This is a genomic window from Actinoallomurus sp. NPDC052274 (genome assembly GCF_040679475.1).
In the GTDB taxonomy this organism is placed as follows: Bacteria; Actinomycetota; Actinomycetes; order Streptosporangiales; family Streptosporangiaceae; genus Actinoallomurus; species Actinoallomurus liliacearum.
Map to the genome: position 1 here is coordinate 33,877 of NZ_JBFAUT010000024.1, position 19,972 is coordinate 53,848.

Genomic DNA, 19,972 nt, shown 5'->3' on the forward strand with positions numbered 1-19,972 from the left:
GGGCAGTGAACCGCTGGAGCCAAGGCGCGGCTGTGATCGAACGACTGCTCCAGAACGGCGAGCTACAGCACCTGAGAGGCTCGGCCGCGAACGGCGAACCATGGTTGAAGAGAGCACTTCGCACCCATGCCACCGCTGTCAGATCGCTGTCACTGATCCGGACAGCGCCTACGTGCTCTCGTACGATGCGGCGAGGCATGCCTGCACGGGCCTGCTCATCCAGCAGGGACTACGGCCTACGACACGAGGTGGGCATGTCGTGGTCGACGAAGCCGTACGGGCGCAGTTCGGCGACAAATTCCGTCCGTTCCGTGCACTCCGCATCCGCCGAAACGAGCTCGAGTACCCCGCGATGCCCGATGACGCGGCCACGTGGGATGAGGTCAAAGAAGCCCTCGCCGACGCGGCGCAGATCCTCACCGCGGTCGAGAAGCTACTCCCGCACCTGGGATTGTTCTGAGCTGGGGCGGCTGCTGGCCCGATCAGTGCCGAGACTTTCTGCTGCCATGCATGGCAGCAGAAAGTCTCGGCGGTAATGGGTCGGGGCGTTGCTACGCCGCTTCGGCGGCGGCTCTCGCGGCGTGCGGGAGGGCGTCCGCGATGCGTTCCAGGGCCGCGTCGTCGTGGGCGGCGGACAGGAACCACGCCTCGTACGCCGACGGGGGCAGGTAGACGCCGTGGTCCAGGGCCGTGTGGAAGAAGGCGGCGTAGCGGCGGGTGTTCTGGCGCTGGGCCTGCTCGAAGTCCAACACCGGGTCCTCGGCGAAGAAGATCGAGAAGAGGTTGCCCGCGGTCTGCAGCCGGTGCGGCACGCCCTCCTTGGTCAGCGCCTCCGTCGCGGCCTGGGCGACCGCGTTGGCGGCGTGGTCGATGCGCGCGTAGACCTCGTCGGTGGCGGCGCGGAGCGTGGCCAGGCCGGCGGCGGTGGCCAGGGGGTTACCGGACAGCGTGCCCGCCTGGTACACCGGGCCCGCGGGGGCCAGCCGGTCCATGACGTCGGCGCGGCCGCCGAACGCCGCGGCCGGCAGGCCGCCGCCCATCACCTTGCCGAAGGTGTACAGGTCGCCGGCCACGCCCTCCAGGCCGTACCAGCCGGACCGGGAGACGCGGAAGCCGGTCAGGACCTCGTCGATGATGAGCAGGGCGCCGTGCCGCTCGCAGACGCGCTTCAGGGCGGCGTTGAAGTCCTGGATCGGCGGAACGATGCCCATGTTGGCCGGGCACGCCTCGGTGATGACGCAGGCGATCTCGTGGCCGTACTCACCGAACGTCTCCTCGACGGCGGCGATGTCGTTGTAGCGGAGCACGATCGTGTCGGCGGTGGCCGCGCCGGTGACGCCCGGCGAGTCCGGCAGGCCGAACGTCGCGACGCCGGACCCGGCGGCGGCCAGCAGCGCGTCGGAGTGGCCGTGGTAGCAGCCGGCGAACTTGACGATCTTCGGGCGCTCGGTGAAGCCGCGGGCCAGCCGGATCGCCGACATCGTCGCCTCGGTGCCGGAGCTGACCAGGCGGACCTCGTCGATCGGCGTGCGGGCGACCATCTCCTCGGCGAGCAGGACCTCGCCCTCGGTCGGGGCGCCGTACGAGGTGCCGTGCTCGACGGCGTGGTGCACGGCCTCCACGACCTGCGGGTGGGCGTGCCCAAGGATCATCGGGCCCCAGGAGCAGATCAGGTCGACGTACTCGTTGCCGTCGGCGTCGACGAGGTACGCGCCCCGGGCCGAGGCGATGAACCGCGGGGTGCCGCCCACGGCCCCGAAGGCGCGCACCGGGGAGTTCACGCCGCCCGGGATGACCGCACCGGCCCGGTCGAACAGTGCTTCGGAACGATTCGTGGAAGTCACCCCACGAGTCTCCCAGACGTCATTCGGCGTCGTCGGCCAGGATCTCCAGTAGCCGCAGCGGGTCGGGCAGCGGCGCACCGTGCGGCGCCCTGACCCAGGTCACCGCGCGGTCGAACGGCAGCATCGACGGCGGCGCGACGACGTAGCTGTCACGGCAGTGCCAGCGCATTCCGGGGTTGTCGGCGATCGTCTCCGGGACGGTGTCGAGGTGGCAGGACCACCACTCGTCCTCGTCGACGGGCGCGCCACGGGTGGCGACGAAGAACAGGTAACGCTCGTCGCCGTGGGCGGCCACCGGGCCCACCGGTACGCCCTCGCGCTCCATCCGGTCCAGGGCCGCGCGGCCCGCCTCGGCCGGCACGTCGAAGACGTCGAAGACCCGCCCGGTCGGCAGGACGATGTTGGCCTCCGGGTCGCCCGCCCACCAGCGGGCCAGGGTGTCGACATCGACCGTGGCCTGCCGCTGCCACACCTGGGACCGGGGATGCGCCGCGGGCGACGGGCAGCCGATCCGGTCACAGGAACACGCCCGCGTGCCGTCGGTGGCCGGATGTTCGCCCGGATAACAGGGCCAGCCCAGGGCGGCGTACTCCTGTACGGCGGCCGCCATGCGCTCGCGCCTGGCCGACTCGCCCGTCTTGCGGCGGCCGGCCGACCGGTTCGTTCGCTTCGCTGTTACGTCCAGCATCCTGCTCCCCCTCCGCTCCTCTTTCGATGATGACGCGCCGCGGTTTCGCGAGTTGTGGGAACCCCCGAATAGCGGCGAAGCCGTGACCTGCTATGCGGCGGGTCACGGCTTCGAGGGCGGGGTCACGTCAGGCGCGCAGGGAGCGGGCGACCTCGGTGGCCCAGTAGGTCAGGATGATGTCGGCGCCCGCGCGGCGGGCGGAGATCAGCGTCTCCATGATGATGCGGTCGCGGTCGATCCAGCCCTGCGCGGCGGCCGCCTCGACCATGGCGTACTCGCCACTGACCTGGTAGGCGGCGACCGGGACGTGCACCGTGTCGCGTACCCGGCTGACGATGTCGAGGTAGGTCAGCGCGGGCTTGACCAGGACGAAGTCGGCGCCCTCGTCCAGGTCCAGCAGCACCTCCCGCATCGACTCCTCGGCGTTCGGCGGGTCCTGCTGGTAGGCGGACCGGTCGCCGAACTGCGGCGCGCACTCGGCGGCCTCGCGGAACGGGCCGTAGAACGCCGAGGCGTACTTCACGGCGTACGCCATGATCGCGACGTTGCCGTAGCCGGCCTCGTCCAGGGCGGTGCGGATCGCGGCGACCTGGCCGTCCATCATGCCGCTCGGGGCGACGACGTCCACGCCGGCCGCGGCCTGGGCGACGGCGATGGAGGCGTAGCGCTCCAGGGTCGCGTCGTTGTCGACCTCGCCGGAGCCCGTGAGGATGCCGCAGTGCCCGTGGTCGGTGTACTCGTCCAGGCACAGGTCGGCCATGATCACCGTGGCGTCGCCGAGGTCGGCGGACAGGTCGCGCAGCCCCTTCTGCACGATGCCCGCCGGGTCGTCGGCGGCGGACCCGCGGCCGTCCTTGACCGCGGGGATGCCGAACAGGATCAGCCCTCCGACGCCGGCCTCCACCGCGTCGTGCGCCGCCTTGCGCAGGGACTCCCGGGTGTGCTGCACGACGCCCGGCATCGACGCGATCGGCTGCGGCTCGGTGATGCCCTCCTTGACGAAGAGCGGCAGCACCAGGTCGCTCGGGTGCAGGTGGGTCTCGGCGACCAGCCGCCGCAGCGCGGGGGTGCGGCGGAGCCGCCGGGGACGTACGACGGGGAACTGCGCGGTCACGACGACCTTCTTTCAGCTCATCACTTGCGCCGGCGGGCGCCGCGGCGCATCTCACTCGGCTTGCGGAGGGGGTCGCCGGCCTCGACCTGGGCGGCCCGCCGCTTGGCACCGTACTCCGCGAGCGCCTCGGCGAGGGCGCTGACGGACGGTCTGTCCGCCAGCACGTCGACGCGCAGGCCGTACTCCTCCGCCGTGCGCGCGGTCTGCGGGCCGATGCACGCGATGACCGTGACGTTGTGCGGCTTGCCGGCGATGCCGATCAGGTTGCGGACCGTCGAGGACGAGGTGAACAGCACGGCGTCGAACCCGCCGCCCTTGATCGCCTCGCGGATCGGCGCCGGCGGCGGCGCCGCGCGTACGGTCCGGTAGGCGGTCACGTCGTCGCACTCCCAGCCCAGCTCGGTGAGCCCGGCGACGAGCGTCTCGGTGGCGATGTCGGCGCGCGGCAGCAGCACCCGGTTGATCGGGTCGAGGTCCTTGTCGTACGGCGGCCAGACCTCCACGAGCCCCTCGGAGGACTGCTGCCCCTTCGGCATGAGGTCCGGTTTGACGCCGAACTCCACGAGCGCGGCGGCGGTCTGCTCGCCGACGGCGGCGACCTTGAGGCCGGCGAACGCGCGGGCGTCCAGGCCGTACTGCTCGAACCGCTCGCGTACGGCGCGCACGGCGTTGGTCGAGGTGAAGACGACCCACTCGTAACGGCCGGTGACGAGACCCTTGACGGCACGTTCCATCTGCTGCGGCGTGCGCGGGGGCTCCACCGAGATCGTGGGCACCTCGTCGGGCACGGCGCCGTACGAGCGGAGCTGGTCCGACAGCGACGCGGCCTGCTCCTTGGTGCGCGGCACCAGCACCCGCCAGCCGAACAGCGGCTTGGTCTCGAACCACGACATCTTGTCGCGCCAGCGGACGACGTCGCCGACGACCAGCAGCGCCGGGGACTCCAGGTGCTTGGTGTCGGAGGCGACCTTCGCCAGCGTCGAGTCGACGGTGTACTGCTCGGTGGTCGTGCCCATCGAGGTGACCGCCACCGGGGTCGTGTCGGACCGGCCGGCGGCCATGAGGCCCTTGGCGACCTCGCCGATGGTGTTCTCGACGCCGAGGATCACCAGGGTGGCGGCGTTCGCGTGGGCGCTCCAGTCGATCCCGCCCTCCTGGGCGTCGACGATCACGACCTCGCGGTGCTTGCCGTCCGTCAGCGGGATGCCGGCGTACCCGGGGACGCCGGTGACCGACGAGATGCCGGGGACGATCTCGAACGGCACCTTGCCCTTGGCACAGGTCTTCACGTCCTCGGTCAGGGCGCAGCCCAGGCCGGGGTCGCCGCCGAAGACCCGCGCGACGACCTTGCCCGACCGGGCCAGGCTCACGAGGCTGACGCCCGCCGGGCCGACCACGTCGGCGCCGGGGTTGAAGTGTGCGTGGTACGGCGGCGCAAGGGTCTCGTGGACCACGATCACGTCGGCCGTGCCGAGGATCCTGGCCGCCCGGAGCGTCAGCAGCTCCGGGTCGCCCGGGCCGACGCCGACGAACGCGACCCTGCCCTGCCGCTCGCCGGGAGTCGTCCCGGACATCGCGGGGGCCTCGCCCTCGTCGTACGCGGCCTTTTTGCTCGCGGGGCTCAAGATGTGCTCTCCCCCATCAACTGGTCGGCCCCCTCCGCGAGCATCCTGAGCGCGAGATCGCGTCCTAGTCGCTCTGAATCGTCCGGGGAGCCGCTTTCCGACAACCGAATCTGCCGTTCACCGTCATACCCGACAACGACTCCGGTCAGATGCACGATTTGCTCTTCCCATGCAGCGTATGCGCCCACGGGAGCCGAGCAGCCCGCCTCCAGCGTGGCCAGCAGCGTCCGCTCCGCCGTCACGGCCGCCCTGGTCGGGGCGTGGTCGAGGGTCGCGAGGAGCTCGATGAGATCGTCGCGATCGGCCCGGCACTCCACCGCCAGCGCGCCCTGGCCCGGCGCGGGCAGCATCTGGTCCGGCTCGAAGATCTCCGAGACGGCCTCCACACGGCCGATGCGGTTCAGCCCGGCGTACGCCAGCACGACGGCGTCCAGGTCGCCGTCGGTGACCTTCCGCAGGCGCGTGTCGGCGTTGCCGCGGATCGGGACGACGTCGAGGTCGTGCCGCAGCGCCCGCAGTTGCGCGACGCGGCGCGGCGAGCCGGTGCCGACCCGCGCCCCGGGCCGCAGGTCGGCCAGTTTGGCCAGGCCGCAGAGGGCGTCGCGGGGGTCGTCGCGCGCCGGGACCGCGGCGAGCACGATGCCCTCGGCGGGTCCGGTCGGCAGGTCCTTGAGGGAGTGCACGGCGAAATCGATCTCGCCGGACAGGAGCCGCTCGCGCAGCCCGCTGACGAACACGCCGGTGCCGCCCATCTGGGCCAGGTGCGCCTTGGAGACGTCGCCCTCGGTGGTCACGCCGACGAGCTCCACCGGCCGGCCGGTACGGGCGGTCAACGCGTCGGCCACCAGGCCGGACTGCGTCATCGCCATCAGGCTGCGGCGGGTACCCAATTTGAGAGTGGTCACAGGACGTCCTCCGCCCGGATGACCGCCTCCGGGGCCTTGGGGTCTAGGTCGAAGAGTTCACGCAGCGCGTCGGCGTACGTGTCGCCGCCCGGTGAGGCCGCCAGCTCCTTTACGCGCACGGTCGGGGCGTGCAGCAGCTTGTCGACCACGCGGCGTACGGTCTGGGCGATCTCCGCCTGTACCTTGTCGTCGAGCTCGGGCAGCCGGCCGCCGAGCCGGCCGAGCTCGGCCTCGACGACCTCGGCGGCCTTGCTGCGCAGGGCGACCACTGTAGGGGCGACCGTCGCCGCGACGAGGCTCAGCTGGAAGGCCTTGACCTCCTCGCACACGATCCGCCGGACGGCGTCGGTGTCGGCCTCGGCCGGCGCGTCCTCGCCGGTGCTGAGGTCGTCCAGGCCCACGAGCGTGACGCCGGGCAGGTCGCGGACGGCCCGGTCGACGTCGTGCGGCAGGGCGAGGTCGAGGAGGAAGACCGGGCCCTGGACCATGTCCGGGGTGATCACGAGGCCGGCGGCCCCGGTGCACGAGACGACGATGTCCGCCTCGGCGATCGCCTGTCGCAGGTCCTCGAGGCGGATCGCCCGCGCCGGGGCGTCGGTCGCCTCGGCCAGGCGCACACCGCGCTCGTACGTGCGGTTGGCGATGACGATCTCGCCGATGCCCTCACGGGCGAGGGTGGCGGCGGCGAGCGAGCTCATCGAACCGGCGCCCACCACCAGGGCGCGCCGGCCCGTGAGGGAGCCGGCCCGGCTCAGGCCGACGGTGACGAGCGAGGCGCCCGCCCGGTCGATGCCGGTCTCGTTCCGTGCCCGCTTGCCGACGCGCAGCGCCTGCTGGATCGCCTCGTTCAGCGCCCGGTCGACGGTGCCGTACTTCTGGGCGAGCTTCAGGGCGGTACGGAGCTGGCCGGCGATCTGACCCTCGCCGACGACCATCGAGTCCAGGCCGCAGGCCACCGAGAAGACGTGCTGGACCGCGCGTTCCTCGTAGTGGACGTACAGGTGCCGGGACAGCTCGTCCAGCGACACGTCCGAGTGCTGCGAGAGCAGCTCGGAGATGGTGGAGACGCCGGCGTGGAACTTGTCGACATCGGCGTACACCTCGATGCGGTTGCACGTGGAGACGACGACGACCCCACTGACGTTCGGCGAGCCGTGGACGTCGTGCAGGAGTTTGACCAGCCGCTCTCCGGTCACCGCGGTGCGTTCCAGCAGCGCGACCGGGGCGCTGCGGTGGCTCAGCCCGACCACGAGAATGCTCACTGGTGCTCCCGTCCCTCACCCGACGGCCCCGAACATCGGAGCGGCCGCGTCCTAACGTCCGCTCGGCTCATGAGCCGTCCACCGCTTCGAGATACTCCTGTTCCATCCCGGCGGGGCCGCCGGCCTTGCGCTGCTCATGGAACGCGAGGATCTGAAGCTCGATCGACAAGTCGACCTTACGCACATCGACCCCTTCTGGCACAGCCAGGACAACGGGGGCAAAATTCAGAATGCTCGTCACGCCGCTCGTCACCACGCGGTCGCAGACCGCCTGGGCGGCCGACGCGGGCACGGCCAGGACCGCGATGGAGATCGAGCAGTCCGCGATGATCTGCTCCAGTTTGTCGATGTGCTCGACGGTCAGGCCGTTGATGCGCTCGCCGACGATCACCGGGTCGGCGTCGAGCAGCGCGGCCATCCGGAACCCGCGGGAGGCGAATCCGCCGTAGCCCGCGAGGGCGCGGCCCAGGTTTCCGAGGCCGACGATGGCGACCGACCAGTCCTGGGTGAGGCCCAGCTCGCGGGAGATCTGGTAGACGAGGTACTGCACCTCGTAGCCGACGCCCCGGGTGCCGTACGACCCGAGGTGGGACAGGTCCTTGCGGAGCTTGGCCGAGTTGACGCCCGCCGCGGCGGCCAGCTCCTCCGACGAGACGGTGACGATGTCGCGCTCGGCGAGCGTGTGCAAGGCGCGGAGGTAGACCGGCAGCCTGGCGACGGTCGCCTCTGGGATGCCCCGGTTTCGCGCACCGAGGGTGGATCGACGGGTCACAAGCCTGCTCTTCGAGACTCGACGCGCGGCCGGTCCTGAGTCGCCCGTCGGCCCGGTCGCCTGGACTTTCCTCAGATTAAGCCTTTGTGAACGCATGCACAAAGTCGGGAGACCACTCCCGTACGTTCGCCCGGCCGCCTCAAGGGATCGTCTCGTGGCCCTCGACCCGCAGCTCAGCATGGCCTCCGGCCGGTTCGGCCGCCCTTCGCGAGGCGTCTCGGAACGCCGCGTGATGTGACGGAGAAGACATTGACAGCCTGGTCAGGCGCCGAGTGCGACGCGCAGGCGTCGCTCGTCGACCCGCCAGAAGTCGTGCTGGACGCCGTCGACGAAGGTCACCGGGATCTGCTCCCAGTAGAGCCGCGTGTCCTCCTCGGAGGCGGTGATGTCCCGCTCCTCCCAGCCGACGCCGAGCTCGCCGCACACCCGCGAGACGATCTCGCGGGCGTCGTCGCACAGGTGGCAGCCCGGCTTGCCGAGCAGCAGGACGCGAGGCGTGTCAGCCATGGGGCCAGCGTACGCCGGGGTTCGACGGGTTCGACGGGGGCTGCGGCGGCCCGGGGTGTCCGTTCGGCCGTGGCGGGGCCGGACGGGGGCCGGTCATGTCGTGGGGCGGACGGGCCGGGTCCTGCACGGGCCGCTGGACCGGGCGCGGGCCGGTCATGTCGTGGGGGCGCTGGGCCGCGCGGGGCTGCCGGGAAGGGTCGTACGGGGCACGCTGCGGCTCCTGCGGGCGCTGGCCGCCGTACGGAGCGCCCTGCGGCTCCTGCGGGCGCTGAGAGTCGTATGGGGGACGCTGCGGGTCCGGGTGCGGCCGCTGGGCGTCGTACGCACCGCGCTGCGGCTCCTGCGGGCGTGGCGGGCGCTGGGGGTCGGGCGGCGGCGCGACCTTCGCGGCCGTGGTGGTCAGCTCGATGACGTTCGTGCTCGCGACGTGGTTGCGCACCTCGCCCGCGAACCGCTGCGCGTGCGGCTGGCGGGTGTGGTTCTCCACCGCCGCGGCGTCGCGGAAGAGCTGGTAGAAGATCCGCTGCAACGGCGCGTTGTCGACGGCGTGGCAGGCGTAGACGAGCGTGCCCGGCTCGCGCTCGATCACCGCGCGGGTGACCTCGGTGGCCAGCCGGTCGAACGCGTCCTGGTGGCCGTCGTGGAGCGTGTACATCGTGATCCGGCCGTACTGCCCGAACGGGAACGGGAGCCCCCCGGACGCGGCGGCCGGCGGCGCGGGCGACGGCTGCGCGGGGTACTGCCCGCCGCCCGGACGGCCCTGGGAGCTCTGCGGCGGCGGACCGGACGGCCGGCCAAGGGGAGGCTGCCCTGCGTAGTTGGACATCTCGTCGTACGCCTCCGCTTCTTCGTCTTCGTCTTCGTCGTCGTCGTGAGACCGCTTCGGCAGCACCCGGGAGACGCCGTACCAGGTCAGGGCGACGGCGCCGCCGAGCGCCAACGGCGCCAGCGGACCCGGCAGGAAGCCGCGGGTCGCGGTGACCAGGAGGACGCCCGCGAACGCGACCATCGCGACGGTGAGCATGATCTCGGTCGCCCGCCGGTCGCGCTTGTTGCCGCGCATCGCGGTGACCGCCACGCAGGAGACGAGCGACACGACCGCGAAGACGTGCCCCCCGTTCACGACCAGGTTGGGCAGCGAGGAGTAGTGGCCCGCGATCTTCGGCAGGCTCTTGCCGAACGTGCCGATGATCGGGTCGAGCAGGATGATGACCACGGCCACCACGACGTACGAGCCGGCGATCAGCCGGGCCGCGAACCTCGCCTGGACCGTGCGCCCGACCAGCTCGACGACCCCGAGCGCGAGGCTGAAGGGCGCCAGCAGGGCGCCGAACAGCGTGACGCACCGCAGCAGGGCCGGCGAGAAGCCCGCCGCGTAGCCCATGGTCATCGCGGCGAGCGCGATGCCGAGCGCGACCAGGGTGCCCGTCCAGGCGAACAGGTGGATCCGCCGCTCGGGCAGGGCGCGCATGCCGAGGAGCCCCGCGCACCCGAGGGCGGCGAGGGTCGCCAGAAGCGCCACCGCGACGTTCACCATCGCCCCAATGGTGCCCGATCTCCGGAGCGGACAGGTAACGGATCCCCCGGTCCGTACGGGAAATCGCTATGTACCGGCCGCGCGGATATAAGACGGGATTCATCATCCGTCACCATTGCACCGGTTACTCACTGGTATCTAGCATGTCTCGACACACCCGGTGGCCGATCAGCACCGAGGAGTCCGCATGCGCAGCCTCGCCCTCGACCCCCCGCCCGTGTCGCCCCGGCGGGCGGTCGACTCCGACCCGGCCGGCGACCAGGACGAGCTGCGCGACCTGGTGCTTCGCGCCCGCGCCGGCGAGTCCGAGGCGTTCGCCGCGCTGTACGACCGCTACGTCGACCTCGTCTACCGCTACGTCTACTACCGGGTCGGCGCCCACCCGCTCGCCGAGGACCTGACCAGCGAGACCTTCCTGCGGGCGCTGCGCCGGATGAGCGTGTTCACCTGGCAGGGAAAGGACTTCGGCGCCTGGCTCGTCACGATCGCCCGCAACCTCATCCTGGACCACTTCAAGTCCAGCCGGTACCGCATGGAGATCTGCACGGCGGAGCCCGGCGAAGGGGACCGCTGGGAGGAGGGGCCCGAGCGCGCCGTCCTGGACGCCTGGACCCACCGGGCGCTGTTCTCCGCCGTACGGGCCCTGGGATCGGAGCAGCGGGAGTGCGTCGTCCTGCGGTTCCTGCACGGCCTGTCGGTCGCCGAGACCGCCACGGTCATGGGCAAGAACAGCGGCGCGGTCAAGGCGCTCCAGCACCGCGCCGTACGCTCCCTCGCGCGGGTCGTTCCCCGCGACGTCCGCTGACGCCGCTGCGGAGGAGACACTGACGATCCCTCTCGGTTACCACTGATCAAAACTGGTTACGCTCGTCTCATGCGGTTGTGGCCTTGGAGCGATGGTGCCGATGACGCGGAGCTGGCCGGTGAGGCCGCGGCGGCCGCCGCCGCGGTGGACACGCCCGCTCCGGTCCCCGATCCCAGCGCGGCGGCGTTCTTCGACGTCGACAACACGTTGATCCGCGGCGCGTCCATCTACCACTTCGCGCGCGGGCTCGCCGCCCGCAAGCTGTTCACCGTCCGCGACCTGGCGCTGTTCGCGCTGGGCCAGGCGGCCTTCCGGATGCGCGGCGCGGAGAACGCCGAACACATCAGCACCGCGCGCGAGGCGGCCCTGGCGTTCGTCGCGGGGCGCAGCGTCAGCGAGCTCGTCAGTCTCTGCGAGGACATCTACGACGACAAGATGGCCGACCGGATCTGGCACGGCACCCGGGCGCTCGCCCTCAAGCACCTGGACGCCGGCCAGCAGGTGTGGCTCGTCACCGCCACGCCCGTCGAGCTGGCCCGGATCATCTCGCACCGGCTCGGGCTGACCGGCGCCCTCGGCACCGTCGCCGAGACCGATAACGGCGTCTACACCGGACGCCTCGTCGGTCACCTCCTGCACGGCCCGGCCAAGGCCGGCGCCGTCCGGGCGCTCGCCAAGCGGGAGGGCCTGGACCTGTCGCGCTGCGCGGCGTACAGCGACTCCTACAACGACCTGCCGATGCTGACCGCGGTCGGCCATCCGCACGCCGTCAACCCCGACGCCGACCTGCGCGAACACGCCCGCGAACACGGCTGGCCGGTGCACGACTTCCGCACCGGCCGCAAGGTCACCATGGTCGCGCTGCCCGCCGCGGCCGGAGCGGGCGCGCTCGCCGGCGGCGTCGCCGCCGGCGTCGCCCTCCGCCGCCACTACCGCGCCCACTGACCCCGTACGACCCGCCGGGGACCGGCCGTCGATGCATCAGTTCGCGTGGTGGTGTGACAGGTACAGAAGGACGATCGCCGTGATCACGGCCAGGAGCACCAGGACCGCAAGCGCGATCTTCACCGGGCTGTAGGGGCGCTCGCCCTGCACCTCGCCGCTACAGCCGTTGACGATGACCTGCCACGTCTTCCCGCCGTACAGGTAGGAGGCGAACCACACCGGAAGCAACATCAGTTTGTACGTGACGTCGAGGTATGAGGTGTCGACCGAGTGGATTCGCTGTTCGTCGCCGCCGATGGCGCGACGGCAGTCGGCCCTGATGACCGGCGCCATCTCGTCTTTCGCCGCGCTGAATCCGTCGTCGGGCTCGACGTCATAGCGCAACGATTCATGCCCGGCCACATAGCCGGGTTGGAAAGGCGCCGCCTGGGCGAGCGGCCAGGGCCGCAGTTTTCCCAGCTTCTTCTGGTCGACTCGGCTGGTGGCCGCGATCAGGACATCGTCGAAGAACCGCGAGACCGTGCCCCTTGCCGGATACCAGCGGGTCTTCTGGACCTGCCGGGTCCTGGTCTCGGTCTTCCCATCGACGGTCTCCGTGTAGGTCTCGGTCTCCCAGTAGTGCTCTCCCCGCTCACCCCGGTAATGCGAGACCGTGTTGGCGTCGAACGTCCAGTGCGGGAGATAGGTGCTGTTCATCGTCTCCGCCTCGGACACCTTCTTGAGGCGGTTCGGAGCGAACCAGCGGGATCTGACCCACGTGCGCACCGCGGCGCGGGCGGCACCGCGATCGACGACGAACGGAACCACGGCCTCGGGAGCGACCTGATCGTCCGACGCGACATCGACGACCAGGGGCGCCGTGCAGAACTGACAGCGTTGCGACACCGCGTCGCCCTGGATGCGCGCTCCGCACTTCTGGCAGACGAATCGCCGGGCGGCCAGAGTCTCGGACGGAGTGCGGGGCTTGCTCATGAGCTCCGCGTAGGAATGCTCCCGCACCTGACGCGTGGGTGCGGGAAGCGGCTGCTCATGCCCGCAGTACGGGCAGCGCAGAACGTCGGTCCCGGGTGCGTACTCGGTGGCGGCACCGCAGCTCGCGCAGGACTGTGAGTACGGCGGCGGGTCGGCGGTGGTCGCCTGGTCGGACATGATGCGGCCCTGTCGGTCGGGAGGGAGAAGAGGCGGTCAGGACGGCGGCAGCGGCGGTGGCGTGGCGCCGAGGATCCGGGCGAGCTCCGGCACCTGCCCGGCCGGCGTCCAGCGGTCCATTCCTGCCTTCCAGACCAGCGTGGTGGCGGTGAGAGCGCCGCCGTCCGCCTGGGCGGAGAGCCCGGACAGGTCGAACGGTCCTCGGCGTTCACCGTTGACGCCGAGATACCACTGCTCCTGATGCGGCAGCGGCGGCGGTCCCGCAGGTGGTGCCGGCTGCTGCGCGTTACCCGAGAACGCGGCGCCCATCTGCTGCCCCGCCGCGACGCCCAAGCCGAGGCCGAGCCCCCCACCGGCTCCGCCGCCCGGATTCCGCGCCGCGTCTTCGAGCGCGTTCGCGGCCTGGTACTGGGAGTAACGGCCGAGATCACCTACGAGGCCCATCCCGGTGCGTTTGTCGAGGACCTGCTCCACTTCGGAGGGCAGCGAGATGTTCTCGATGACGAACCGGGAGATCTCGATGCCGAGATCCGAGAGGTCAGCGGTGAGAGCCCCTGCCAGCCGCTGGCCGATCGTCTGCTGGTGGGCCGCCAGGTCGAGCACCGGCGTCTCCAAGGCGGCCGTGGCCAGCGCCGTTCCCAGCCGTCCCACGACCACCGTCCGCAGGTAGTCCGCGACCTCCTCGGTGCGGAACTGCGGATCGGTTCCGGCGAGCTCCTTGAGCAGCTTGGGGGCGTCGACGACGCGAACGGCGAAGGCGCCGAACGCACGCAATCGGACCGGCCCGAATTCCGGGTCTCGGACGATGACCGGATTCTGGGTGCCCCACTTCATGTCGGTGAACTGCCGCGTGTTGACGAAGTAGACCTCCGCCTTGAACGGGGACTGGAACCCGTGCCGCCAACCCTTCAGCGTCGACAGGACCGGCATGTTCTGGGTCTGCAACGTGTACGTTCCCGGCGGAAAGGCGTCCGCGATGTGGCCCTCATTGACGAAGACGGCGATCTGTGACTCCCGCACGACCAGCCGGGCACCCATCTTGATTTCGTTGTTGTAGCGGGGAAAGCGCCACACGATGGTGTCACGGCTGTCGTCGAGCCACTCCACGATGTCGACCAGTTCACCGCGGATCTTGTCAAAGAGCGCCACGTGTCCCCCGTGTCGTGTTCGGCATTCGCCATCAGACTGCCGGACACCGTACCAAATCAGTATTTGTCGCCCATAGTTCTATGGACTGCAGGGAGGTGGCACGCTCCGGTCCGCCGCCCAACGCACCGAATGCTCGGCGAGCACGGTTCCAGACGGGGGCGAGGCCCGCATATCGGCACCACGGGCGGGGCCTTTCCCGAGCATTCGGTACGAGGACTTCGCCCGGGGACTCAGGCCCTGACGCGGACGCCCCGGGTGGGGAATCCCGACTCTCGAGATCCCCCACCCGGGACCGGCCGGAGGCCGGCGAGCGGAAGAGCGGGGCGCTCGGTCGTGCCGCTGTCGGTCAGCGGCGGACCATGCGCAGCATGGTCTCGGGGTACCGGGCGCCGGACACCGGGAGCTCCAGCTCCGCCAGCTCCGAGTCGGTGAGCCGGATCTCGGCGGCCGCGAGGTTCTCCTCCAGCCGCGTGCGGCGCTTCGTGCCGGGGATCGGCACGACGTCCTGACCCTGGTGCAGCAGCCAGGCCAGGGCCAGTTGCCCCGCCGTCACGCCCTTGCCCGCCGCCATCGCGCGGACCGCCTCGGCGGCCTTGACGTTGGCGTCGTAGTTGGCGCCCTGGAAGCGCGGGTCGGTGCGGCGGTAGTCGTCCTCCGGGTAGTCCTCGGCCCGGCGAACCTCGCCGGTGAGGAAGCCCCGGCCGAGCGGGGAGTACGGCACGAGGCCGATGCCCAGCTCGCGGACGGCCGGCAGGATCTCGTCGTCCAGGCCCCGCTCCCACAGCGAGTACTCCGACTGCAGCGCCGAGACGGGGAACGTCGCGTGCGCGCGGCGGATCGTCCGCGCGCCGGCCTCGGACAGGCCGAAGAAGCGGACCTTGCCCTCCTGGACCAGCTCGCCGACGGCGCCGGCGACGTCCTCGATCGGCACGTCGGGGTCCACCCGGTGCTGGTAGAGCAGGTCGACGTGGTCGGTGCCGAGCCGCCGCAACTGCTGCTCCAGCACCTGCTTGATGTGCTCGGGGCGGCTGTTCAGCCCCCGGCGCTCGCCGTCCTCGCCGATGTCGAAGCCGAACTTCGTGGCGATGATCGCCTCGTCGCGGCGGCCGCGCAGCGCCCGGCCGAGGAGCTCCTCGTTGGTCCAGGGGCCGTAGATCTCGGCGGTGTCGAAGAAGTCACAGCCGAGCTCCAGCGCCCGGTGGATGGTGGCGACGGACTCGGTGTCGTCACGCTGACCGTACGCCCAGGTCATGCCCATGCAGCCCAGGCCGAGCGCCGACACTTCGAGTCCCTGCGTGCCCAGTCTTCTCTTCTCCATGGCGACCAGGCTGCCCCTTAGAGCGCACTCTAAGTCAAGTCGCCCGGTCATGCTCACACAAAGGGCGGGCGGTCTCGGCGCCGGGCAGACGACCAAGGCGCGTGGCCGCTCCGCGTGGGCGGGGGCGGCCACGCGGTCCGCTCAGCGTTTCTGCGCGAGCAGTTTCTTGTACGTGTCGGTGTTGAGGACGTCCTGGTCGCCGGGGAAGACGCCGTTGTCGGCCCATTGCCAGATGGCCTGCCTGGTCCAGCCGGTGGGCAGGGGACCGGGGGTGTCGGCGTGGTTGTTGATCCACAGAGGGTGGTCGGCCGCGAACTCGGTGGAGCCGCCGGTGCAGTCGTTCCACCATTCGGTGAAGGTGTTGATGACGGCGTCCCAGCCGGTGCGCCGCTTGTATTCGTTCAGGAAGTCGCGGATCCAGCTCGTCATCTGGTCGGGCGTGAGGCCGTAGCACTTGTCCGTGCCGTCGGTGCCCACATAGGGGTCGTCCTCGATGTCGAGCACGCCGGGCAGGGTCAGGCCGTCGCCGGTCTGGCCGCCGCCGTTGTCGGCGAAGTAGTCGGCCTGGGCGGTGCCGCTTGCCTTGTTGGGGATGGCGTAGTGGTAGGCACCGCGGATGATGCCGACGTCGTGGGCTCCGTTGAACTGCTGGGGGAAGAAGGAGCTGTGGTAGGTCGTGCTCTCGGTCGCCTTGACATAGGCGAACTCGGCGCCGTTGGCTTTGACCGCGTCCCAGTCGACGTTGCCCTGCCAGCCGCTGACGTCCAGGCCGGGGATCCCGTCCGGAGCGACCGCCGCACGAACCGACTGCCCGTGCCGCGTTGCCGCGCCTCCGGCGTGGTCCCGGTCGGGGTGGGCCAGCCCACCGCCGGGCGTGAGAGCGGCGGCCGCCGTCCCGGTCAACGCACCGCAGGTCAAGGCCGTCCCGGCGGCGAGGATGGTGACGAAACGGCGCGTGCGCCAAGCTGAACGCATAAAAATGCTCCTTCGTGAGGGGATTATGGCAACTGATCAGGGGAGCGATCCGGTGGGCGGCTCCCCTGATCAGGTGCCGATATCAGTAGCGGTAGGTGTGGTGTGAGACGAATTGGTACTGACCCAGGAATCCGCCTTCGACCCTGAACGAACCCGTACGGGTGGACGGGTTGTGCGCCGCCGGGGTCTCCACGCTGGAACGTGTGGTCTTATCGGCGACCTTGGTCACCTTGTGGTGCGGCTTGTCCGAAAAGGAGATGGCGGCCATGGTCTCGTATGGCCGCTTGGAGTACTTCGGCAGCTTCACGGTCTTGACCCAGATCGTTCTGCACGAATCGGAGCCCCAGACCTCGAGCGTCCCGCCCCGGACATCGTGCGCCTTTTCATCCCCGCCAGTGATCTTGTACTTCGCGAGCAGGCGTCCGGCGTACTTGCCGTGGGCCTTCGCGCACGCCTGCGCCACGCTCGTCGCGGTGCCGGGGGCGGCAGTGGCCGCGACGGCGGGCAGGGCCGCTGTGACCAGACCACCGGTCACCACACCGGCGATGATCAGGCCGCGCATCCGGCGGCGGTCGTTCTTCTTCACAGAATTCCCTTTCTTTCCACGAACTCCCTTTCGAGAAGGTGAGCGCCACAGGCCCTTCGGCGACTCGGTGGCGTCCCACGAGTAGTTCCGCGCCGCTGCTCCCGCCCTTACCGGCCCTCCTCAGAAGTGATCAGGGCGGTATTCACCATCGTCTGGGCGGCGGTGTCAGTGCAGGGCGCTGCCGGCCAGCCATCGGTTCCAGGAGACCGTCCAGAATTTCCAGTCGTCGGCGTACGGCTCGTCGGCGAATCTCCGCGTGGTCCCGGTGACATCGACGATGTCACCGAGCTGAGAGATATCGAAGAAATAGCGGGCACCTTCGGGCGTGGTGCGGACGCACCCGTGGCTGGCGTTCTGCCTGCCGAGGTAGTAGTACTGGTTGACGCTCTGGTGCACGTACTCGCCGCCCCACGTGATCCGCACCGCCAGGTGGACCTGTTCGGTGTAGTCGTCGCAACCCGGCTGCCCCTGGCAGGTCGCCCTCATGGTGGTGACCCGTTCCTTCTCTCTGGTGAGGTGGATTCCGTTGGTCGTGATGGTGTCCGGCCTGTCGCCCTTACCGGCACTGATCTTGAACTTCTTCACCGTGCCGTCGTGGTTCACGGTCATGTAGTGGGTCTTGGCGTTCGCCACGGTGATGTTCGAGGCTCCGATGGTGAAGGACCGCCTGACGTCGCGCACGCCGTACGTGTCCTTGGCCGCGCGTACGCCTGCCAGGTGGGCGGTGAAGCCGATCGCCTGGTGGGGGTGCCAGTACGTGTGGGTCCGGTAGACGACCCGCCGATCCGACACCCAGCTCCACACCCCCTCATCACCCTTGGCGGCCCTGACCTCGAGTGCCTTCTCGACGTTGGCGCGGTTCGCCACCGGGCCGGTGAAGTCGACGATGATCGGCATCCCGACGCCGACCTTCGCACCCGCGGCCGGGGTGACGCTCGCGATGCCCAGCGTGCGCGCCGCCCGGGACGTGCGGAAGGTCCTCGTCACCGCGGTGACCTTGCCCTTGGGATTCCGGGCCGTGGCCGTCACCGTGTACGAGGCACCCGGCTTCAACGTCCAGGTCGTCTTCCAGGAGGTGCGGTCGGCGTTGAACCCGCCCGGGACTCCGCTGACGGACGTGAGCGTGCCGCCGGACACGGTGACCGTGACGCCCTGGTCCGGGCGGACCCGGTCGCCGGAGGCGCTGATCCGTACGGTGGCCTCCGGGGCGCCGGTGCCGTCCCGGCCGTTCGTTCCGGCCTCACTGGCCGAACAACCGGCCGCCAGCACGAGCGCGGCGACCGCGGTCAGGTGGGGGATCTTCACGGGCGTTCTCCAGGTCGTTCGACCAGCGCGGCCACCAGCTGCGCCGTCCAGAAAAGGGTTCTGGCCCTCGTAGGCCGGGTCGTGCCGTCATCGATGAAGACGTCGCGGGTGCCGAGGTAGCGGTAGGTGCGGCGATCCAGGATGAGCTCGGTTCGCAGACCGCCTGCGACGACGAACAGGGCGACGCCGTGGCGGCCGGCCGCGTCCGTCGCGTCCGACAGCACGCCGACGCCCGGCACCCGGGACAGCGCTCCGTACAGCGTGGCCTGGACGCGTGGCGGCACGTAGTAGTGGTGAAGCAGCAGCTCGACCAGGCGGAACACCGCCTGATCGCGCGGTGCGTCGCCGATTCCGGAGGCGTACACGATCGCGGGGTCACGATCGGGAGGCAGCTTCTTGAGGCGGTCGACCTCGGTGTAGAGCCGCGCGAGGGCCGCGTCAGGCCGATCCGGCAGTTCCGCCAGCACCATCGCGCTCGGCACGCGAAGCCTATGGGGCCCCGGCCCCCGCTTCCCGTCCATGCGGAACCAGGCCTCGGCCACCGACCGATGGTCGTTTAGGCCGCGCGTCATCATCTTCACGTACGACCACTGGTGCGGCCGTACGGTGACGACCGGCTCGCTCCGCGAGCGGGTCTCGGCCCGCCTGGCCAGCTCCGCCGCGTTGGCGACCGGCCGACGTATGGGATCTTCGTCCTGGCTCCACGTAAGGGCCGTCGCGATCGCGGCGGTGGCCATCGCGGCAGCGGCGAACCGCAATGCCATTCTGCGGCCCCGCCGTACGGACCGGTGCCCCGCCCGTACGGCATCGCGCAGGCGCGCCTCGGCGGCGTCCAGGGCATCCTGCCGAGGCGGGCCGATGCGGTCGTACCTGCGCCCGAGGGTCTCCAGCTCATCCACTGTGGGCCTCCAGCGCCGCTCGCATCTTCGCCCTGGCCCGGTTGAGGCGAGAGGAGACGGTCCCCACCGCCACGCCCAGGGCCTGCGCGATCTCCTCGTAGCCGAGGCCGCCGGCGGCGACCAGGACGAGCACGTTCCGCTCGCCCTGGTTGAGCCGGGTCAGCGCCGCCGCGAGATCGCCGCGCATGCCCTCGGCGGACAGCCGGTCGGTCGCCCGTTCCATAGGCGACTCGACGGCCGGGTCGACGCCGGTGCGCGCGATGGCCTTGTAGAACCGCAGCTCGGACCGGCGCTGCCGACTGATCAGCTTGGTGGCGATCCCGTACAGCCAGGGACGCACTCCGGCGCGCGCCGCGTCGTACCGATCCCGCTGCCGGAAGGCCTGCAGGAACGTCTCGGCCATCAGGTCGTCGGCCGCGTCCGGGCCGAGCCGGCTCGCGATATAGCGGTGGATCTCGGGGGCGTACCGGTGGAAAAGCTCGGTGAACCGCTCAGCGTCAGTGGCGGAGGCACTGATCACTTCGGCGTCGTCGGACACCGCCGCGATCACCGGCGACTCGTGTTTCTCATGGAACTCTTCTGCTCAG

General features: G+C 70.6%; 20 protein-coding genes. 3 read left to right on the forward strand and 17 right to left on the reverse strand.

Annotated elements, in window-relative coordinates; translation table 11 throughout:
- Positions 1-259 precede the first annotated feature (259 nt).
- Positions 260-460, forward strand: a complete 201-nt coding sequence (locus AB0K82_RS21385; protein ID WP_364399286.1) for a hypothetical protein — start codon at positions 260-262, stop codon at positions 458-460.
- Positions 461-551: 91 nt separating this feature from the next.
- Here AB0K82_RS21385 and hemL read toward each other — a convergent pair whose 3' ends face one another.
- The 9 genes from hemL to AB0K82_RS21430 form a co-directional block, all read right to left on the reverse strand.
- The gene (gene hemL / locus AB0K82_RS21390; RefSeq protein WP_364399287.1) at positions 552-1,844 is read right to left on the reverse strand and encodes a glutamate-1-semialdehyde 2,1-aminomutase; all 1,293 of its coding nucleotides are present in this window, start codon (positions 1,842-1,844) and stop codon (positions 552-554) included.
- Between the two features lie 19 nt (positions 1,845-1,863).
- Entirely contained in the window at positions 1,864-2,532 is a 669-nt protein-coding gene (locus tag AB0K82_RS21395; RefSeq protein ID WP_364399289.1) for a bifunctional DNA primase/polymerase, read from the reverse strand.
- Positions 2,533-2,659: 127 nt separating this feature from the next.
- Positions 2,660-3,646, reverse strand: a complete 987-nt coding sequence (gene hemB, locus AB0K82_RS21400) for a porphobilinogen synthase (RefSeq protein ID WP_364399291.1) — start codon at positions 3,644-3,646, stop codon at positions 2,660-2,662.
- A gap of 20 nt (positions 3,647-3,666) precedes the next feature.
- Positions 3,667-5,220 (reverse strand): uroporphyrinogen-III synthase, encoded by a 1,554-nt coding sequence (locus tag AB0K82_RS21405; RefSeq protein WP_364399434.1) that lies wholly within the window; start codon positions 5,218-5,220, stop codon positions 3,667-3,669.
- Positions 5,221-5,267: 47 nt separating this feature from the next.
- A complete protein-coding gene (gene hemC, locus AB0K82_RS21410; protein WP_364399293.1) occupies positions 5,268-6,176 on the reverse strand; it encodes a hydroxymethylbilane synthase in 909 nt (302 codons plus the stop codon).
- Positions 6,173-7,438 (reverse strand): glutamyl-tRNA reductase, encoded by a 1,266-nt coding sequence (locus AB0K82_RS21415; protein ID WP_364399295.1) that lies wholly within the window; start codon positions 7,436-7,438, stop codon positions 6,173-6,175. Before AB0K82_RS21415 ends, hemC begins: the two co-directional genes overlap by 4 nt.
- A 67-nt stretch (positions 7,439-7,505) precedes the next feature.
- Positions 7,506-8,210: a redox-sensing transcriptional repressor Rex gene (locus tag AB0K82_RS21420; RefSeq protein WP_364399297.1), complete on the reverse strand. Its 705-nt coding sequence runs from the start codon at positions 8,208-8,210 to the stop codon at positions 7,506-7,508.
- 261 nt (positions 8,211-8,471) lie between these two features.
- Complete coding sequence (locus AB0K82_RS21425; protein WP_364399299.1) at positions 8,472-8,717, reverse strand: glutaredoxin family protein; 246 nt, start codon at positions 8,715-8,717, stop codon at positions 8,472-8,474.
- Complete coding sequence (locus AB0K82_RS21430; protein WP_364399301.1) at positions 8,710-10,254, reverse strand: antibiotic biosynthesis monooxygenase; 1,545 nt, start codon at positions 10,252-10,254, stop codon at positions 8,710-8,712. The genes AB0K82_RS21425 and AB0K82_RS21430 overlap by 8 nt, the downstream gene beginning before the upstream one ends.
- Positions 10,255-10,441: 187 nt before the next feature.
- Between AB0K82_RS21430 and AB0K82_RS21435 the strand changes: the two genes are divergently transcribed.
- Together AB0K82_RS21435 and AB0K82_RS21440 are read left to right on the forward strand one after the other, a co-directional pair.
- Complete coding sequence (locus AB0K82_RS21435; RefSeq protein ID WP_364399302.1) at positions 10,442-11,059, forward strand: sigma-70 family RNA polymerase sigma factor; 618 nt, start codon at positions 10,442-10,444, stop codon at positions 11,057-11,059.
- A gap of 69 nt (positions 11,060-11,128) precedes the next feature.
- Complete coding sequence (locus tag AB0K82_RS21440) at positions 11,129-12,004, forward strand: HAD-IB family hydrolase (RefSeq protein WP_364399304.1); 876 nt, start codon at positions 11,129-11,131, stop codon at positions 12,002-12,004.
- A gap of 36 nt (positions 12,005-12,040) precedes the next feature.
- On the opposite strand, the gene AB0K82_RS21445 is transcribed toward AB0K82_RS21440, so the two are convergent.
- The 8 genes from AB0K82_RS21445 to AB0K82_RS21480 all read right to left on the reverse strand — a co-directional run bounded on the left by AB0K82_RS21445 (position 12,041) and on the right by AB0K82_RS21480 (position 19,935).
- Positions 12,041-13,153 carry a hypothetical protein gene (locus AB0K82_RS21445; protein ID WP_364399306.1) on the reverse strand — a complete coding sequence of 371 codons (1,113 nt, stop codon included), beginning with the start codon at positions 13,151-13,153 and terminating at the stop codon, positions 12,041-12,043.
- Positions 13,154-13,189: 36 nt separating this feature from the next.
- Positions 13,190-14,302 (reverse strand): SPFH domain-containing protein, encoded by a 1,113-nt coding sequence (locus tag AB0K82_RS21450; RefSeq protein ID WP_364399307.1) that lies wholly within the window; start codon positions 14,300-14,302, stop codon positions 13,190-13,192.
- 346 nt (positions 14,303-14,648) lie between these two features.
- Positions 14,649-15,620, reverse strand: coding sequence for an aldo/keto reductase (locus AB0K82_RS21455; protein ID WP_364399308.1), 972 nt, complete (start codon positions 15,618-15,620; stop codon positions 14,649-14,651).
- Between the two features lie 141 nt (positions 15,621-15,761).
- The gene (locus AB0K82_RS21460; RefSeq protein ID WP_364399310.1) at positions 15,762-16,595 is read right to left on the reverse strand and encodes a GH25 family lysozyme; all 834 of its coding nucleotides are present in this window, start codon (positions 16,593-16,595) and stop codon (positions 15,762-15,764) included.
- Positions 16,596-16,677: 82 nt separating this feature from the next.
- Positions 16,678-17,181: a hypothetical protein gene (locus tag AB0K82_RS21465; protein WP_364399312.1), complete on the reverse strand. Its 504-nt coding sequence runs from the start codon at positions 17,179-17,181 to the stop codon at positions 16,678-16,680.
- Positions 17,182-17,346: 165 nt separating this feature from the next.
- Positions 17,347-18,486, reverse strand: coding sequence for an Ig-like domain-containing protein (locus tag AB0K82_RS21470; protein ID WP_364399313.1), 1,140 nt, complete (start codon positions 18,484-18,486; stop codon positions 17,347-17,349).
- Positions 18,483-19,385, reverse strand: coding sequence for a CU044_5270 family protein (locus AB0K82_RS21475; RefSeq protein WP_364399315.1), 903 nt, complete (start codon positions 19,383-19,385; stop codon positions 18,483-18,485). The genes AB0K82_RS21470 and AB0K82_RS21475 overlap by 4 nt, the downstream gene beginning before the upstream one ends.
- Positions 19,378-19,935: an RNA polymerase sigma factor gene (locus tag AB0K82_RS21480; protein WP_364399317.1), complete on the reverse strand. Its 558-nt coding sequence runs from the start codon at positions 19,933-19,935 to the stop codon at positions 19,378-19,380. Before AB0K82_RS21480 ends, AB0K82_RS21475 begins: the two co-directional genes overlap by 8 nt.
- Positions 19,936-19,972: the final 37 nt, after the last annotated feature.

Excerpts from the sequence above, each read along its gene's own strand:
- AB0K82_RS21430 (WP_364399301.1), bottom strand. The coding sequence starts at position 10,254 with ATGGTGAACGTCGCGGTGGCGCTTCTGGCGACCCTCGCCGCCCTCGGG.
- AB0K82_RS21445 (WP_364399306.1), bottom strand. The coding sequence starts at position 13,153 with ATGTCCGACCAGGCGACCACCGCCGACCCGCCGCCGTACTCACAGTCC.
- AB0K82_RS21455 (WP_364399308.1), bottom strand. The coding sequence starts at position 15,620 with ATGGAGAAGAGAAGACTGGGCACGCAGGGACTCGAAGTGTCGGCGCTC.
- AB0K82_RS21440 (WP_364399304.1), top strand. The coding sequence starts at position 11,129 with ATGCGGTTGTGGCCTTGGAGCGATGGTGCCGATGACGCGGAGCTGGCC.
- AB0K82_RS21405 (WP_364399434.1), bottom strand. The coding sequence starts at position 5,220 with ATGTCCGGGACGACTCCCGGCGAGCGGCAGGGCAGGGTCGCGTTCGTC.
- AB0K82_RS21395 (WP_364399289.1), bottom strand. The coding sequence starts at position 2,532 with ATGCTGGACGTAACAGCGAAGCGAACGAACCGGTCGGCCGGCCGCCGC.
- AB0K82_RS21425 (WP_364399299.1), bottom strand. The coding sequence starts at position 8,717 with ATGGCTGACACGCCTCGCGTCCTGCTGCTCGGCAAGCCGGGCTGCCAC.
- AB0K82_RS21460 (WP_364399310.1), bottom strand. The coding sequence starts at position 16,595 with ATGCGTTCAGCTTGGCGCACGCGCCGTTTCGTCACCATCCTCGCCGCC.
- AB0K82_RS21435 (WP_364399302.1), top strand. The coding sequence starts at position 10,442 with ATGCGCAGCCTCGCCCTCGACCCCCCGCCCGTGTCGCCCCGGCGGGCG.